The 16,746-nt window shown below is 63.3% G+C and carries 13 protein-coding genes and 2 tRNA genes; 7 read left to right on the top strand and 8 right to left on the bottom strand.

The genetic code is table 11. The features are described 5' to 3' along the window. Window positions 1–6: 6 nt before the first annotated feature. The 3 genes from SUTH_RS12160 to SUTH_RS12170 all read right to left on the bottom strand — a co-directional run bounded on the left by SUTH_RS12160 (window position 7) and on the right by SUTH_RS12170 (window position 3,095). Window positions 7–83 (bottom strand) — tRNA-Val (locus SUTH_RS12160). A 58-nt stretch (window positions 84–141) separates the two neighbouring features. Next, window positions 142–2,034, bottom strand: coding sequence for a propionate--CoA ligase (locus SUTH_RS12165; RefSeq protein ID WP_041099580.1), 1,893 nt, complete (start codon window positions 2,032–2,034; stop codon window positions 142–144). A 59-nt stretch (window positions 2,035–2,093) separates the two neighbouring features. Then, the gene (locus tag SUTH_RS12170) at window positions 2,094–3,095 is read right to left on the bottom strand and encodes an oxidoreductase (RefSeq protein ID WP_231851002.1); all 1,002 of its coding nucleotides are present in this window, start codon (window positions 3,093–3,095) and stop codon (window positions 2,094–2,096) included. Between the two features lie 157 nt (window positions 3,096–3,252). Here SUTH_RS12170 and SUTH_RS12175 point away from each other — a divergent pair, with 157 nt between their 5' ends. From SUTH_RS12175 to SUTH_RS12185, 3 genes are all read left to right on the top strand, one after another. Beyond that, a complete protein-coding gene (locus tag SUTH_RS12175) occupies window positions 3,253–3,765 on the top strand; it encodes a C40 family peptidase (protein WP_231851003.1) in 513 nt (170 codons plus the stop codon). A 112-nt stretch (window positions 3,766–3,877) separates the two neighbouring features. Continuing rightward, complete coding sequence (locus tag SUTH_RS12180) at window positions 3,878–4,900, top strand: Fe(3+) ABC transporter substrate-binding protein (RefSeq protein WP_041102272.1); 1,023 nt, start codon at window positions 3,878–3,880, stop codon at window positions 4,898–4,900. Between the two features lie 171 nt (window positions 4,901–5,071). Next, window positions 5,072–5,311: a CDGSH iron-sulfur domain-containing protein gene (locus SUTH_RS12185; protein WP_041102273.1), complete on the top strand. Its 240-nt coding sequence runs from the start codon at window positions 5,072–5,074 to the stop codon at window positions 5,309–5,311. Between the two features lie 6 nt (window positions 5,312–5,317). Here SUTH_RS12185 and SUTH_RS12190 read toward each other — a convergent pair whose 3' ends face one another. Further along, window positions 5,318–7,000, bottom strand: coding sequence for an ABC transporter permease (locus SUTH_RS12190; protein WP_052473594.1), 1,683 nt, complete (start codon window positions 6,998–7,000; stop codon window positions 5,318–5,320). A gap of 30 nt (window positions 7,001–7,030) precedes the next feature. Between SUTH_RS12190 and SUTH_RS12195 the strand changes: the two genes are divergently transcribed. The 4 genes from SUTH_RS12195 to fabI all read left to right on the top strand — a co-directional run bounded on the left by SUTH_RS12195 (window position 7,031) and on the right by fabI (window position 10,767). After that, a complete protein-coding gene (locus SUTH_RS12195; protein WP_041099582.1) occupies window positions 7,031–8,095 on the top strand; it encodes an ABC transporter ATP-binding protein in 1,065 nt (354 codons plus the stop codon). 23 nt (window positions 8,096–8,118) lie between these two features. After that, window positions 8,119–8,835, top strand: a complete 717-nt coding sequence (aat, locus tag SUTH_RS12200; protein ID WP_041099584.1) for a leucyl/phenylalanyl-tRNA--protein transferase — start codon at window positions 8,119–8,121, stop codon at window positions 8,833–8,835. Between the two features lie 18 nt (window positions 8,836–8,853). Then, window positions 8,854–9,588 carry an arginyltransferase gene (locus SUTH_RS12205; RefSeq protein ID WP_041099586.1) on the top strand — a complete coding sequence of 245 codons (735 nt, stop codon included), beginning with the start codon at window positions 8,854–8,856 and terminating at the stop codon, window positions 9,586–9,588. Between the two features lie 378 nt (window positions 9,589–9,966). Beyond that, window positions 9,967–10,767: an enoyl-ACP reductase FabI gene (fabI, locus tag SUTH_RS12210; RefSeq protein ID WP_041099588.1), complete on the top strand. Its 801-nt coding sequence runs from the start codon at window positions 9,967–9,969 to the stop codon at window positions 10,765–10,767. Window positions 10,768–10,833: 66 nt separating this feature from the next. On the opposite strand, the gene SUTH_RS12215 is transcribed toward fabI, so the two are convergent. The 4 genes from SUTH_RS12215 to clpX form a co-directional block, all read right to left on the bottom strand. Next, a complete protein-coding gene (locus SUTH_RS12215) occupies window positions 10,834–12,738 on the bottom strand; it encodes a SurA N-terminal domain-containing protein (RefSeq protein ID WP_041099590.1) in 1,905 nt (634 codons plus the stop codon). Window positions 12,739–12,801: 63 nt separating this feature from the next. Next, window positions 12,802–12,877 (bottom strand) — tRNA-Val (locus SUTH_RS12220). Window positions 12,878–12,935: 58 nt separating this feature from the next. Next, window positions 12,936–15,353, bottom strand: a complete 2,418-nt coding sequence (lon, locus tag SUTH_RS12225; protein ID WP_408054952.1) for an endopeptidase La — start codon at window positions 15,351–15,353, stop codon at window positions 12,936–12,938. Window positions 15,354–15,456: 103 nt separating this feature from the next. Continuing rightward, entirely contained in the window at window positions 15,457–16,725 is a 1,269-nt protein-coding gene (clpX, locus tag SUTH_RS12230; RefSeq protein WP_041099591.1) for an ATP-dependent Clp protease ATP-binding subunit ClpX, read from the bottom strand. Window positions 16,726–16,746 lie beyond the last annotated feature (21 nt).

Genomic DNA, 16,746 nt, shown 5'->3' on the forward strand with positions numbered 1-16,746 from the left:
TGGTGTTGGTAGGCGCGATTGGACTCGAACCAACGACCCCCACCATGTCAAGGTGGTGCTCTAACCAGCTGAGCTACGCGCCTGCTGCCTGCAAAAGAGGCGCGAATTCTACCCGAATCGCGCCCCCGGTCAAACTGTTTATCAGCCCGCCAACGCCGCCTTGATCTGTTCCAGGGTCGACGGGTCGTCGATCGTTGTCAGGTCGCCGGCATCGCGACCTTCGGCGAGCGCCTGAATCGAACGCCGCAGCATCTTGCCCGAGCGCGTCTTGGGCAGGCCCGTGACGAAATGCACCCGCTTCGGCCGCGCGATGGCGCCCAGATTGCCGTCGACCACCTTCTTGATCTCCGCCTCCAGCGCGGCGCGCAACTCGGGGGTGGCTATGCGCGCCGGATCCTTGACCACGGCGAAGGCGACCGGCTCCTGGCCCTTCAACTGGTCGCTGACCCCGACCACGGCCACTTCCGCGACCGCGGCATGGCCCTGCACCGCTTCCTCGATCTCGCGAGTGCCGAGACGATGGCCGGCGACGTTGATGACGTCGTCGGTGCGGCCCAGGATGAAGTGGTAGCCCTCGTCGTCCTTGATGCCCCAGTCGAAGGACGAATAGACCTGCGGCTCCTTGAACAGGCTGAAATAGGTGCTGACAAAGCGGTCATCGTCGCCCCAGATGGTGGAGAGGCAGCCCGGCGGCAGCGGCGGCACGATGCCGACAATGCCTTTTTCATTGGCATCGCAGACCGTACCGTCTTCGCGGAAGATGCGCAGGTCGTAGCCATATACCGGGAAACTCGGCGTGCCGAACTTGATCTTGGTGTCCTCGACGCCGCGTACGGTCGACAGGATCGGCCAGCCGGTCTCGGTCTGCCAGTAGTTGTCGATCACCGGCAGCTTGAGCTCGCCCATGATCCATTCGTGCGTCGGCTGGTCGAGCGGCTCGCCGGCCAGGAACAGGTGCTTGAGCGATGACAAGTCGTACTTGTGCAGCCAGCTGTTGTCGCTCTTCTTCAGCACGCGAACGGCGGTCGGCGCCGAGAACATGACATTGACCTTATACTTCTCGACCAGTTGCCACCAGATGCCGGGGTCGGGACGGATCGGCGTGCCCTCGTACATGATGGTGGCCATGCCGGCGATCAGCGGGCCGTAGATGATGTAGCTGTGGCCGACCACCCAGCCGATGTCGGACGTGGAGAACATGGTCTCGCCCTCGCCGCCCTGGAAGATATGCTTCATCGAGGCCGCCAGCGCCACGGCATAGCCGCCGGTATCGCGCTGCACGCCCTTCGGCTTGCCGGTCGTGCCGGAGGTGTAAAGGATGTAGGACGGCTCGGTCGACTCCATCCACTCGCAGGGCACGTCGGCATTCATGTGCTTCGCGCGCAGTTCGGCGTAGTCGACATCGCGCCCGGCCACTTTCGGCCAGCCCTTGTCCAGGCCGCGATCGATCATCAGCACCTTTTCCGGCGGGAACTGCGCCAGCTTGCAGGCCTCATCCAGCAAATGCTTGTAGGGCACCGCCCGGCCAGCCCGCATGCCGGCGTCGCTCGAAACAATCAGTTTCGGCTTGGCATCGTCGATGCGCGTTGCCAGCGAGCCGGAGGCAAAACCGCCGAACACCACCGAATGGATGGCGCCGATCCGGGCGCAGGCGAGAATCGCAAAGGTCGCCTCGGCGATCATAGGCATGTAGATCAGCACGCGGTCGCCACGGCCGACGCCAAGCGACTTCATGATCGCCGCCGCGCGCATCACTTCAGACTTCAGTTCGGCAAAGGTGTAGCTCTTTTCCTCGTTGGTCTCGGTGGAGATATAGACCAGGGCGCGATCATTGGGACGCTTGGCGGCGTGGCGATCGACGGCGTTATGGCAGAGGTTGGTCTTGCCGCCGACAAACCAGTTGGCGAACGGCGGCTTTGAGAAGTCACAGATCTTCTGCGGAGGCGTTTGCCAATCGATCAGCGCCGACTGCTCGGCCCAGAAGTCATCCCTTTGCTCGATGGAACGCTTGTAGAACTCTGCATATTTTCCCATGACGATCCTTCAGTGCTGTTGTTGTTCGGTTGGATAAAGGCGCTGCGGTGCTTCCCGTCCTAGGCGGCGACATTGACCACGACGCGACCCTTGATGCGTCCCTGGATGTAGTCATCAAACGCCGCCGGCAAATCGGCAAAGGCGATGTCGCGAACCATCTGCGCCGCGCCCGACGTCAGGTCGGCCGGATGCATGTCGGTCGCCAGATGTCGCCAAACCTCGGCGCGCTGTGCCATCGGGCAGTTCACGGAATCGATGCCAAGCAGGCTGACGCCACGCAGGATGAAAGGCATGACGGTGGTGTTGAGGCTGAAACTGGCGGCGAGGCCGATCGACGCCAGCGCGCCGCCGACCTTCATGGTGCTGGCCATCCAGGCCAGTACGTCACCGCCGAGGTTATCCACCGCGCCGGCCCAGGTTTCCTTGCCCAGGGGCTTGATCTTCGCCAGATCAAGCGACTGGCGCAGCAGGACTTCCCTGGCGCCCAAGCCCTTCAAATAGTCGCTCTCGGCCTCTTTGCCGGTCAGGGCGACGACGTGATAGCCGCGCTTGGCCAGAATCTCGATCGCGATGCTGCCGACGCCACCGGTAGCACCCGACACGACCACCGGGCCCTTGTCCGGCGTCAAACCGTCATGTTCCATGCGCACCACGGCAAGCGCCGCGGTGAATCCGGCCGTGCCCAGCGCCATTGCGTCATGCAGGGAAAGGCCGGCCGGCAACTTGACCACCCAGTCCGCCGGCAGACGCGCCATTTCAGCGTACCCGCCGTGATGGGCAACGCCGATGTCGTAGCTCGTCGCCAGAACCTCGTCGCCGGGTTTGAAACGGGAGTCGGCGCTGGCGGTCACCCGCCCGGCCAGGTCGATGCCGCCGATGCAGGGAAAGCGGCGAATGATGCGCCCCGCCCCCGTCGCCGCCAGGGCGTCCTTGTAGTTGATGCTGGAGTGCGTCACCGCTATGGTGACTTCGCCGCTGTCGAGTTGCGACTCGTCCATGTCGACGAAGCGGCTGACCACCTTGCCGTCTTCTTGATTGATCAGGTAAGCCTTGAAACCCACGATAGCCTCCTCGAATTCGTGCCCGGTCAGCACCCGGCCGCTGCGATTTCTTCCATACGCAAGCGGTCGATTATAGCCAGACGAGCCTTACAAGACGCTGAATCCGCAACCGAAACGGGGTTTACAGGGGTAGCGGTCGGGACTATAGTCCGGCCCCATGCAAGGAATGCCCATCCGCCTGGCGAGTATTTTTCTGCTTGCCGGCCTGCTTGTTTCCTCCCCTGTCCGTGCCGACGAACCCATTGTGGTGCCGCCGCCATTGCAGGTTTCCTTCGTTGATCGCGCCACGGCGACGGCACAGGATGCGATCGACCAGGCCATGGACCTGCTCGACATCCGCTATCGTCGCGGCGGCAGTTCCCCGGAAGCCGGCTTCGATTGTTCCGGTTTTGTCAGCCATGTCTTCCGCGAAGGCCTCGGGCTGATCCTGCCGCGCAGCTCGAAGGAAATGAGCAAGTCGGGCGAGATCGTCACCCGCGATGAACTCCGGCCCGGCGACCTGGTTTTCTTCAACACCATGCGCCGCGCCTTCTCCCATGTCGGCATCTATCTTGGCGACAACCAGTTCGTGCATGCTCCGCGTACCGGCGGCCGCGTCCGCATCGAAGATTTGCGCGACGGCTACTGGATGAAGCGCTTCAACGGCGCTCGTCGCATCAGCCTAGAATAGTCGCTCGCTTTGCCCCGACGCCAGCCATACGCTGGCTTTATTTGGCCTTGCAATTGCGAATGATTCTTAATACAATTCATCGCAACATCAACTTCCCCCGGAATTGTTCGCCATGAAATCCTGCCGCCTGCCTCTCACCGTGCTTGCCCTGCTCGCCCTCGGCGCCCCTGTCGTCTCGGCGCAGGAAAAGACCCTCAACCTCTACTCCGCCCGCCACTACCAGACGGACGAAGCGCTCTATGCGAACTTCACCCGGCAGACGGGCATCAAGATCAATCGCATCGAAGCCAAGGAAGACGAACTTCTGGAGCGCATCCGCAACGAAGGCGCCAACAGCCCGGCCGATATCTTCCTTACCGTCGACGCGGCACGCCTGGCCAAGGCAGACGAACTGGGCCTGTTCGCCCCGATAAAGTCGAAGCTGCTCGAAGAGCGCATTCCGGCGAACCTGCGCAGCCCGGACTGGCTTGCCTTCTCGACCCGCGCCCGCGTCATCGTCGCCAACAAGGACCTGGTGAAGCCTGAAGACGTGCAGAACTACGAAGACCTGGCCAGCCCCAGGCTGAAAGGCAAGGTCTGCTCGCGCTCGGGCAGCCATCCCTACAATATCTCGCTGATGGCCGCGCTGATCGGCCATATCGGCGAAGCCAAGGCCGAAGAATGGGCGCGCGGCGTGGTTGCCAATTTCGCCCGCGCTCCCAAGGGCGGCGACACCGACCAGATCAAGTCGGTCGCCGCCGGCGAATGCGGTGTCGCTGTCTCCAATACCTACTATCTTGCGCGCCTGCTGCGTTCCGAAAAACCCGAAGACCGGCGCCTGATGGAACGCATCGCCATCATCTGGCCGAACCAGAAGAGTTTCGGCGCCCACATCAATATTTCGGGCGGCGGCATGCTGAAAACCGCACCGAATAAGGAATCCGCCATCAGGTTCCTCGAATATCTCGCCAGCGACGATGCCCAGCGCTACTTCGCCGATGGCAACAACGAATGGCCGGCGGTTGCCAGTGTTGTCGTCAGGAACCCGGCGCTCGACGCCATGGGCAAGTTCAAGGCGGACAATTTGCCGGTGGCCACGCTGGCGAAGAACGCGGTGGCCGCCCAGCGCATCTACGACCGCGCCGGCTGGAAGTAGCAGCCCTGCCTCCCGCTGCGAGGGCAGCGCGGGCCCACGGTCGCCGTGTCACCAGCGCCGACTTTGCCCATTGTTCGCCGAACCGGAACAATCAATTCCGGTCGTGTCGTTTCGCACTTGGACGATTGTCCCTATAGTGCGCATTCACCACCACGACCAATGGAGAACACCATGTCCAAGCCTGAGATCGCTTCAAAAACACCCTTCGCCATCAATGTGGAGCAAGGCAAGGACTACTGGTGGTGCTCCTGCGGCAGGAGCAAGTCGCAGCCGTTTTGCGACGGCAGCCACAAAGGATCGGAATTCACGCCGGTCAAGTACACCGCCGATGAAAACCGGACCGTGTATTTCTGCGGCTGCAAGCACAGCGGCAACGGCGCGCTGTGCGACGGCACGCACAAGTCCCTATAACCAGTCCTAACAGGAACTGATCTCGCTGCGTCCGGCGGCAATCTGCCTGGCCAGCAGGATGATCGGCAGCAGGCCGACCGCAACGATGGCCAGGGCAGCACTGGAAGCTTCGGCCAGGCGTTCGTCGGCGGCCAGCGTGAAGGTCTGGGTAGCGAGCGTGTCGAAATTGAAGGGGCGCATGACCAGCGTCGCCGGCAGTTCTTTCATCACGTCGACAAACACCAGCAGCGCGGCCGTCAGCAGGCTGCCGCGCATCAGCGGCAGATGCACGCGGCGCAAGGTTTCGCCGGGGCGGCTGCCGAGGCTGCGCGCCGCGGCTTCCATGCTCGGCGTAATGCGGGTCAAGCCCGCTTCCACAGTTTGCAGGGCAATCGCGAGGAAGCGTGCCAGATAGGCATACACCAGGGCGGCGATGCCCCCCGTCAGGATGAGCCCCGGATTGGCGCCCGTCATTTGTTGCCACAAGGCTGCCAGCAGGTGGTCAAGACGGGTCACCGGGATCAGCACGCCGACGGCAATGACCGAACCGGGCACCGCATAGCCGAGGCCGACGATGCGGTTTGCCAGGCGCGTCAGCCTGTTCCCGTCGCGCGCGGCGAAGCCCAGCAGCAGTGCCAGCATTGCCGCCAGCATTGCCGCCAGCAGGGCCAGGCTCAGGCTGTTCCTTGCCAGCAACAAGAAGCGTCCGCTGAAGCCGCCGCCCTCTTCGCCCGCATCGCCCATGGCAAGACGCAGCAGCAGCATCGCCGGCAGAACAAAGCCGATGACGACGGGAATCGCGCAGCCGACCTGCGCCAGCAGCGCATGCCAGCCGGTGAGCACCTGCCGCGTGGCGCGCCGCCGGCCGGTGGTGTCGTGATAGCGGGCGCGACCGCGACTGACGCGCTCGAGCAGGATCAGCAGGGCGACGAAACCGAGCAAAGCCGCGGCGAGTTGCGCGGCGGCAATCCGGTCGCCCAGCGAGAACCAGGCGCGGTAAATCCCGGTGGTGAAAGTCTGCACCGCGAAGTAGGCCACCGTGCCGTAATCGGCCAGCGTCTCCATCAATGCCAATGCCATGCCGGCGGCAATGGCGGGACGCGCCAGCGGAATCGAGACGCGCCAGAATCCCTGCCAGGGGTTGAGGCCCAGCGCGCGAGCCGCCTCGATCATGCCGCCGGCGCGTTCGAGGAAGGCGGTGCGCACCAGCAGGTATACGTAGGGGTAGAGCACACAGGAAAACAGCACGATGGCGCCGGAAAGCGAGCGCACGTCGGGGAACCAGTAATCGCCCTTGCTCCAGCCGAAGCTTTCACGCAGCGAAGTCTGCACCGGCCCGACGAACTGCAGGAAATCGGTATAGGTGTAGGCCAGTACATAGGCCGGCATCGCCATCGGCAGCAGCAGCGCCCATTCCGCAATGCGCCGGCCGGGAAAATCGTTCAGCGCCACCAGCCAGGCCGCGCCGGTGCCCATGGCCGCGACGCCGATGCCGACACCGAGACAAAGCCAGATCGAATTCATCACATACTCGGGCAGCACCGTCGCCATCAGATGGCTCCAGGTCTCGCCCGTGCCGCTGGCGAAGAGATTGGCGCCCACCGCGAGCACCGGCAACGCGACCAGAACCGCGAGCGCGAAGGAGAAGGCAGAAAGTGCTGAGGGGGTCGATGGGCGGGACACGGCCAGCCGATTATAATTGAGACTCATTCTCCACAACCTGCCATCCGCCCAACGGCCATGCCTTTGCTCGAAGTCGATCATGTCAGCCACGCCTATGGCAAGCATGCCGTGGTGCGCGACCTGTCGTTCGACCTGGCGCCGGGGCAGATCGCCTGCCTGCTGGGCTCATCGGGTTGCGGCAAGACCACCATGCTGCGGCTCATTGCAGGCTTCGAGATGCCCGCCGCCGGCAGCATCCGGCTCAACGGCGTGACGATCGCCAGCGCGAAGACGCAACTACCCGCCGAAGCGCGCCGCATCGGCATGGTGTTCCAGGATTACGCGCTGTTCCCGCACCTGTCGATCGCCGACAACATCGGCTTCGGCCTGCGTGAACAGTCGGCGCTGGCGACACGGCGACGCATCGAGGAAATGCTGGAACTGATCGGCCTGTCCGATCGCGGCGCACGCTATCCGCACGAACTTTCCGGCGGCCAGCAGCAGCGCGTGGCACTGGCCCGCGCGCTGGCTCCGCAACCGCACCTGCTGCTGCTCGACGAGCCCTTCTCCAACCTCGACGTCGAGCTGCGCGAACGCCTGTCGCTGGAAGTGCGCGACATCCTCAAGCGCGCCAACATGGCCGCCATGCTGGTTACCCACGACCAGAACGAAGCCTTCGCCGTCGCCGACGTGGTCGGCATCATGCGCGAAGGCCGCATCGAACAATGGGACACGCCCTACAACCTCTATCACCGCCCCGCCACCCGCCACGTTGCCGATTTCATCGGCCAGGGCGTGTTCCTGCCCGGCGAGGTGATGTCGCGGCAGGTGGTGAAAGTGGAACTGGGCCAGCTCGACTCCGACGTGCCGATGGACTGCGGCCCCAGTTGCGCCGAATGCCAGCGCGGCTGCCGTCTGGATGTACTGCTGCGCCCCGACGACGTCGTCCACGACGACGACAGCGGGGTCAAGGCCGAGGTCATCGCCAAGGCCTTTCGCGGCGCGGAGTTTCTCTATACCCTGCGCCTGGCCTCCGGCGCGCAGGTGCTGTCGCTGGTGCCCTCCCACCACAATCATGCCATCGGCGAGAAGATCGGCATCCGCCTCGTCGTCGACCACGTGGTGACGTTTCCGCAGGGCTGAGAGCGAGCGAAGAACCCGCCCGAATGATTCCCTGGCTGCCGCTTGAACCCGTATTCCCTGCGCTGGAACAGGCGCTGACCGACCCCAACGGCCTGCTTGCCGCCGGCGGCGACCTGAGTCCGCAACGCCTGCTCGCCGCCTATCGGCGCGGCATTTTCCCGTGGTATTCGGCGGGGGAACCGATCCTGTGGTGGAGCCCCGATCCGCGCATGGTGCTGCTTCCCGACGAATTCAGGATATCCGACTCGCTGGCGAAAACCCTGCGCAATGCGAAGTACCAAGTGCGGCTCGACACCGCCTTCGGCGAGGTCGTCCACGCCTGCGCCAGCAAGCCGCGCGAGGGTCAGGCCGGCACCTGGATCACCGGGGAAATGCAGGCCGCCTATCGCGAACTGCACCGGCTGGGCTACGCGCACAGCGTGGAAACCTGGATCGACGGAGAACTTGCCGGCGGCCTCTACGGCATCGCGATCGGTCGGGCCTTTTACGGCGAATCGATGTTCACCCATGTGCGTGACGCATCGAAAATTGCGCTTGCCCATTTGTGCGCCCACCTCAAGCGGCGCGGATTCGGCATAATCGATTGCCAAATGGAAACCTCTCACCTCGCCTCGCTCGGTGCCCGACCGATTTCCCGCCGCGACTTCGCCGCGCGGCTGGATGCCTTGTGTGTGCAAGGCGATGCCCCGGGGCAGTGGCCGGCGGCGGCCATCGACGGCCATTTCAGGCGCATCGCGTGACATTCGCGTGACATTCGCATGACCCACCTGCGCGACCTGCCGCCCTTCCCCCTGTTGCAGTTCTATGCCACGGCGCCTTACGGCTGCTCCTACCTGCCGGGACGCGTCGCCCGCTCGCAGGTCGCCACGCCCACCCACCTGATCGACAGCGCCACCTACAGCGAACTGGTGCGCGCCGGCTTCCGCCGCAGCGGCGTGTTCACCTACCGGCCCTATTGCGATGCCTGCCGCGAATGCCAGCCGGTACGGCTCGACGTGGCGAACTTCGTGCCCAACCGCAGCCAGCGCCGCGCCCTCGCCCAGCATGCGGCGCTCACCGCGCGCGAATGCAGCCTCACATTTCGCGAGGAACACTATCAGCTCTACCAGCGCTACCAGGCGGCGCGCCATTGCGGCGGCGGCATGGACCAGGACAGCCGCGACCAGTACGCCCACTTCCTGTTGCAGACCCATGTCGACAGCCGGCTGATCGAATTCCGCGAAGACGGCATCCTGCGCATCGTCAGCATCATCGACGTGCTGGCCGACGGGCTCTCGTCGGTCTATACGTTTTACGATCCCGACATCCCGCATGCCAGCTACGGCAGCTTCGCCATCCTCTGGCAGATCGCCCAGTGCCAGCACGTGGCCCTGCCCTGGCTGTATCTCGGCTACTGGATCAAGGACAGCCGCAAGATGGCCTACAAGGCCCGCTTCCGCCCGCTCGAAGTGCTGCGCCACGGCGAGTGGCAGCCGATCGACGAAGCAATCTGAAGAGTTATGCCTCCGGCAGAGCCGGGGCGGTATCCCCTGCGGACGGCGCCGGCGCTACGGCGATCCCCATATTTCAGCGGGCTATATCTCGGCGCAGAGCATCACCACCAACAGCGGCAGTGGCTCATGCATCTGCGCGGTGAACGTAATCTCGTCCTCGCTGCAGGACTACACCGGATCGAGATGCGTGGGGTGATCGATGAAGGCGGTATATAGCTGCTCGTGCCTGCCGCAATCGGCGGCCACGCAGGGGGACATTTCAGGCATTGCCGCAAGCCGTCAGCGACAAGAGAAATAGGCAGGGGAGCACGCTACGCATGCCGGCGAGTTAAGCCGATCCGCTATAATCCGCCGCTGGATTGAACCAAGGAAAAAGCGATGGGATTTCTCGCTGGCAAACGCATTCTGATCACCGGTCTGATCTCCAACCGGTCAATTGCTTACGGCATCGCCAAGGCCTGCCACCGTGAAGGCGCGCAGCTTGCCTTCACCTATCAAAACGAGCGCGTTCGCGACCGCATCGCCAAGTTTGCCGACGAATTCGGCTCCAAGGCAATCTATCCCTGCGATGTTGCCGACGACGCGCAGATCGATGCGCTTTTCGCCGAACTCGGCAAGCATTGGGACGGGCTGGACGGCCTGGTGCACTCGATCGCCTTCGCCCCCAACGACGCCATCGAAGGCGACTTCCTCGAAGGCATGACGCGCGAATCCTTCCGCATCGCGCACGACGTCTCCTCCTACAGCTATCCCGCGCTGGCCAAGGCGGCACGGCCGCTGCTGCTGAAGGGCAACAACCCGTCGCTGCTGGCGCTGAGCTACCTCGGCGCGGTGCGTACCATGCCCAACTACAACACCATGGGACTGGCCAAGGCCAGCCTCGAAGCGGCAACGCGCTACCTGGCCTTCTGCCTCGGCCCGCAAGGCATCCGCGCCAACGCGCTCTCCGCCGGTCCGATCAAGACCCTGGCCGCCTCCGGCATCGGCAACTTCGGCAAGCTGCTGGCCTACAACGCCCACCACGCGCCGCTGCGCCGCAATGTCACCATCGACGAAGTCGGCAACGCCGCCGCCTTCCTGCTCTCCGACCTGGCCAGCGGCATTACCGGCGAGATTCTTTACTGCGACGGTGGCACGCATACCACCGCCATGGGCAACGCTGATCCGTTGCCGGCTTAGCGCGGTTTTCGCGGCTCCAAAAACAAAGCCCCGCATCGCGGGGCTTTGTTTTTGCGTTTCGGTGGATCAGCGATCCTTGCTTTCCAGCGCGGCCTTGTTGATCTCGACCGGATACTTCTCCTTCAGCGTCGACATCCAGGCCGAGAACTCTTCCTCCGCAATGAAGCGGGCGTATTGCTGGGCCAGCGCGCGTCCCAGCGGATCGTTCTTGTCGACCTCGCCGATGCGCTTGACCGCACCGATCCGATACAGCGCATAGCCGTTGTTGGGCACCGCGACACCCGCGTAAGCGGGCAGCTTGCCGGTATCGGCCTTGAACACCGCCCGCAGGGAATCGGCCGGCAGCCCTTGCGCCGCGGTGCGGCTGACATTGCGCGCGGGCGACCACTTGAGGTCGACCGCTTCGCCCTTTGCCAGGCGCGCCAGCGTTTCCTCGCCGTCCTTGGTCGCCAGCTTGAATGCCTCCTCGCGCACCAGGTACTTCTCGATGTCGCCCTTGACCACCTCCAGCGGCTGCAAGGCGGCCGGTTTGTGCTCAAGCACGCGGGCCGACACCAGGGCGCCCGGCGCGGCTTCGACCGCCTCGCTGTTGCGTTTGTTCTTCAGCCCGTCGTCGCTGAACAGCGCAGCGGCCAATTTCGGATTGTCGAAGGGCGGCGCCAGTTTGCTGCCTTTCGCCAGCCATTGCGACTGACGAATCTCCAGCTTCCACTTCTCCGCCGCCGGCTTCAGGCTGTCCGACTGTTCGTACACGGTGTTGCCGAAAGCTTCCGCGGCTTCGGCATATTTCTTCATCCCGGCCTCGCGCTTGAGCTCAGCCAGAAGTTCGGCCTTGACCTCGTCGAACGGCTTGCTGCGCTCGGCGCGCACGCCCGTCACGCGAATCACGTGAAAGCCGAAATCGGAACGCACCACGTCCGAAATCTGTCCTTCCTTGAGCGCAAAGGCGGTGTCCTCGAAGGCCTTGACCATCGCCCCGCGACCGAACCAGTCCAGATCGCCGCCCTTCTCGGCGGAACCGGGATCCTGCGAATTCTGTTTGGCAATCCTGGCGAAATCGGCCGGCGTCTTCTTCACCTGAAGCAGAAGTTCCTCGGCTTTGGCCTTGGCCGCCTTGGCCTCCGCCTCCGGCGCATCCTTCGCCGCGCGAATCAGGATATGGCTGGCACGGCGCGTCTCGGCTTCCTTGTAGCGATCCGCGCGCGACTGATAGGCCGCCCTGGCTTCCTCGTCGCTTACCGAGGCCTGCATGATCATCGCATCGCGGCTCAGCACCAGGAACTCGGCGCGCACCTGCTCCGGCAGTTCGAACTTGCTGCGATTGGCCTCGTAATATTTCTGCACCGCATCGGCGGCAAGCTTCACCCGCCCGGCATAGGCTTCTGGCATCAGGCGCGCCTCGGCGATCTCGCGCTGTTCCACTTGCGTTGCCAGCCAGCGGCTGGCGGCAACCTGCCCGGTGATGCCGGCTTCGATCACCGGCAGCATCAGCTGCTGCATGGCCATGTCCTGCCGCAGGCGGGCTTCGAACATTTCCTTGCTCATGCCCTGCGCGGCAACCAGCGCTTCATAGCGCTCCTTGGAAAACTTGCCGTTTTCCTGCAGCGAGGGAACGCTGGCAATGAACTGCACCAGCTGCTCGTTGCCCACCGTCAGCCGGGCTTTCTGCGTCTGCTCCGCCAGCAGGCGTTGCGTGACCAGTGAATCGAGCACGGCGCGACGCATCTGCGGTGTTTCGAACATCGCCGGATCGACTTTGCCGCCGAGCTGGGCACGCATCCGGTCCTCTTGTTCGCGCATGGCCGACTGCAGCTCCTGCCGCGTGATCTTGGCTCCGCCCACGGTGGCGACACCCGCCCCGACCTCGGCGTTGCGCACATAGGAATCGACGCCCCAGAAAGCAAACGGAAGCGTGATCAGGGCGAGGAAAATCTGGGTGATTTTCTTGTTGTTGCGAATGAAATCGAACATGCGTTGAAGACCCTGAATGCGACAAAGGCGAACCGATGTTCGCCTTTGTTCGAGCGGGTTATTTGGTGGGTGCTGACGGGGTCGAACCGCCGACATTCTGCGTGTAAGGCAGACGCTCTACCAACTGAGCTAAGCACCCGCTGAACAAAGCTGCCCACCTCGGGCAGCCGGCGGCAATTCTACCAGTTCGCTGCCTGTCAGTGGGTCACGACGCCTGTTACCGCGGCATCTTCGGCAACCACCGCCACCGCTGGCGTTGCCGCCTTTTCGGGCAGAGGCTCCGGCATGCGCTCCAGGGCAAACTCGAGCACCTTGTCGATCCACCGCACCGGCTGGATCTCGATGCGGTTCTTGATGGTGTCGGGAATCTCCGCCAGGTCCTTGACGTTCTCTTCGGGAATCAGCGCCAGGCGAATGCCGCCACGCACGGCCGCCAGCAGCTTTTCCTTGAGGCCGCCGATGGGCAACACTTCGCCGCGCAAGGTGATCTCGCCCGTCATCGCCACGTCGGCGCGCACCGGAATGCCGGTCAGCACCGACACCAGCGCGGTGCAGATGGCGATGCCGGCGCTCGGGCCGTCCTTCGGCGTCGCGCCTTCGGGCAGGTGGATGTGGATGTCGTTCTTCTGGTAGAAATCATCGGCGATACCGAGGGCCTGGCTGCGCTTCCTCACCACCGACAGCGCGGCCTGGATCGACTCCTGCATGACTTCGCCGAGCTTGCCGGTGGTCATGGTCTTGCCCTTGCCGGGCAAGGCAACGGTTTCGATGGTCAGCAGTTCGCCGCCGACCTCGGTCCATGCCAGACCGGTCACCTGGCCGACCTGGTTTTCCTTTTCCGCCATGCCGAAACTGTAGCGGCGCACGCCGAGGAACTTGTCGAGGTTCTTGTTGTTGACCACGATCTTGTTCTTGCGCGCCTTCATGACAAGAGACTTCACCACCTTGCGGCATATCTTGGAAATCTCGCGCTCCAGCGCACGCACGCCGGCTTCGCGCGAGTAGTAGCGCACGATGTCGCGCAGGGCGTCCTCGGTGATGCCGAGCTCGTCGCGCTTGATGCCGTTGTTCTTCATCTGCTTCGGCACCAGGTAACGCATGGCGATATTGACCTTCTCGTCTTCCGTATAACCGGAGAGACGGATCACCTCCAGCCGGTCGAGCAAGGCGGCCGGAATGTTCAGCGTGTTCGCCGTGGCGACGAACATGACATCGGACAGGTCGAAATCGACTTCGATGTAATGGTCCTGGAAGGTGTGGTTCTGCTCGGGATCGAGCACTTCGAGCAGTGCGGACGAGGGATCGCCACGAAAATCCTGGCCCATCTTGTCGACTTCGTCGAGCAGGAACAGCGGATTCTTGACCCCGACCTTGGTCATGTTCTGCAGGATCTTGCCCGGCATCGAACCGATGTAAGTACGGCGGTGGCCGCGAATCTCGGCTTCGTCGCGCACGCCGCCCAGCGCCATGCGGATGAACTTGCGATTGGTGGACTTGGCGATCGACTGGCCGAGCGAGGTCTTGCCCACGCCAGGGGGACCAACCAGACACAGGATCGGCGCCTTGACCTTGTCCACGCGCTGCTGCACGGCGAGATACTCGACGATGCGTTCCTTGACCTTGTCGAGGCCGTAGTGGTCGCGATCGAGGATTTTCTCGGCGGCCGACAAATCCTTGCTGATACGCGACTTCTTCTTCCAGGGCAGCGCCAGCACGGTTTCGATGTAGTTGCGCACCACGGTGGCTTCGGCCGACATGGGCGACATCAGCTTGAGCTTCTTGACCTCGGCGTTGACCTTGGCCAGGGCTTCCTTGCTCATGCCGGCGGCCTTGATCTTCTTTTCCATCTCGTCGATGTCGGCGCCGTCTTCGCCTTCGCCGAGTTCCTTCTGGATGGCCTTGACCTGCTCGTTGAGGTAGTACTCGCGCTGGCTCTTCTCCATCTGGCGCTTGACGCGGCCGCGGATGCGCTTTTCGACCTGCAGGATGTCGAGTTCGGCTTCCAGCTGGCCGAGCAGCTTTTCAAGGCGTTCCGGCACGCCGAAGACTTCCAGCACTTCCTGTTTCTGTTCGAGCTTCAGCGGCAGATGGGCGGCAATCGTGTCTGCCAGACGCCCGGCTTCCTCGATGCCGGCCAGCGAGGTCAGCACCTCGGGCGGAATCTTCTTGTTGAGCTTCACGTACTGGTCGAACTGCGCCAGCACGGTGCGACGCAGGGCCTCGATCTCGTTGTCGGTACGCTCTTCGACCGGAATCAGGCTGATGTCGGCGACGAACAGCGCACGCTGATCCTCAATGCGCAGCACGCGCGCGCGCTGCACGCCCTCGACCAGCACCTTGACGGTGCCGTCCGGCAGCTTGAGCATTTGCAGGATGTTGGCGAGGCAGCCGATCTCGTACATGTCCTCCGGCACCGGCTCGTCCTTGGCGGCGGATTTCTGCGCCACGAGCAGGATGTTCTTGCCGCTTTCCATCGCTGTTTCCAGCGCCTTGATGGACTTGGGTCGCCCGACGAACAGCGGGATCACCATGTGCGGGAATACCACCACGTCGCGCAGGGGCAACAACGGCAGGGACTGGGTTTCAATCAGGGAATCGGGTGTGCCAGACATCATCGTGTCCTTCGGTTATGAGTCACGCCACCCACATGGGGGCGGCTGACCGGTATTCAAGGCGGCCACTGTCAAACCCGGCCGCCGGATCAGAGCTTGCGAAGACTCAGTTCGAGCCCGAAACCTTGGGCTGGTCGGCGTAGATCATCAACGGCTGGGCGCCGCTTTCGATGGTGCTTTCGTCGATCACGACCTTGCTCACGCTGTCCATGGTGGGCAGTTCGTACATGGTATCGAGCAGCACGCTTTCCAGGATCGAGCGCAAGCCGCGAGCGCCGGTCTTGCGTTTCAGCGCCTTCTTCGCAATCGCCTGCAGCGCAGACGGCCGCACTTCAAGCTCGACGCCTTCCATGGCAAACAGCTTGTGATACTGCTTGATCAGGGCATTCTTCGGTTCAATGAGGATTTCGACCAAGGCTTCTTCGTCGAGTTCCTGCAAGGTCGCGATCACCGGCAGGCGGCCGATCAACTCCGGGATCAGGCCGAACTTGATCATGTCCTCGGGCTCGACCTGCTTCAGCGTCTCGCTGACATTGCTCGCATCGCGGCTTTTCACTTCGGCGCCGAAACCGATGCCGCCCTTCTCGGAGCGATTGCGGATCACCTTGTCCAAGCCGTCGAAGGCACCGCCGCAGATGAACAGGATGTTGGTGGTGTCGATCTGGATGAAATCCTGGTTCGGGTGCTTGCGCCCGCCCTGCGGCGGAATGCTGGCCACCGTGCCTTCGATCAGCTTCAGCAGCGCCTGCTGCACGCCTTCGCCGGAAACGTCGCGGGTGATCGATGGATTGTCCGACTTGCGCGAAATCTTGTCGATTTCGTCGATATAGACGATGCCCTGCTGCGCCTTCTCGACTTCGTGGTCGCACTTCTGCAGCAGCTTCTGGATGATGTTCTCGACGTCCTCGCCGACGTAGCCGGCCTCGGTCAGCGTCGTCGCGTCGGCCATGACGAAAGGCACGTTGAGCGTGCGCGCCAGGGTCTGCGCCAGCAGGGTCTTGCCCGAACCGGTGGGGCCGATCAGCAGGATGTTGCTCTTCGACAGCTCGATGCCGTCGCTGCCCTTTTCCTGATGGCGGATGCGCTTGTAGTGGTTGTAGACCGCGACGGCGAGGATCTTCTTCGCCGCATCCTGCCCGATCACGTACTGGTCGAGCATCTCGCGGATTTCCTTCGGCGCCGGCAGATCGCGCTTCGGCGCGCCATCCGGTTCGGCGGCAATCTCGTCGCGAATGATGTCGTTGCAGAGTTCGATGCACTCGTCGCAAATGAAGACGGAAGGGCCGGCAATCAGCTTCTTGACTTCATGCTGGCTCTTGCCGCAGAAGGAGCAATACAACAGTTTTTCGCCGCTACCCGATTTCTTTTCTGCCATCTTCGTCTCCGTCCCCGCGAA

The organism is Sulfuritalea hydrogenivorans sk43H, assembly GCF_000828635.1.
Lineage (GTDB): Bacteria > Pseudomonadota > Gammaproteobacteria > Burkholderiales > Rhodocyclaceae > Sulfuritalea > Sulfuritalea hydrogenivorans.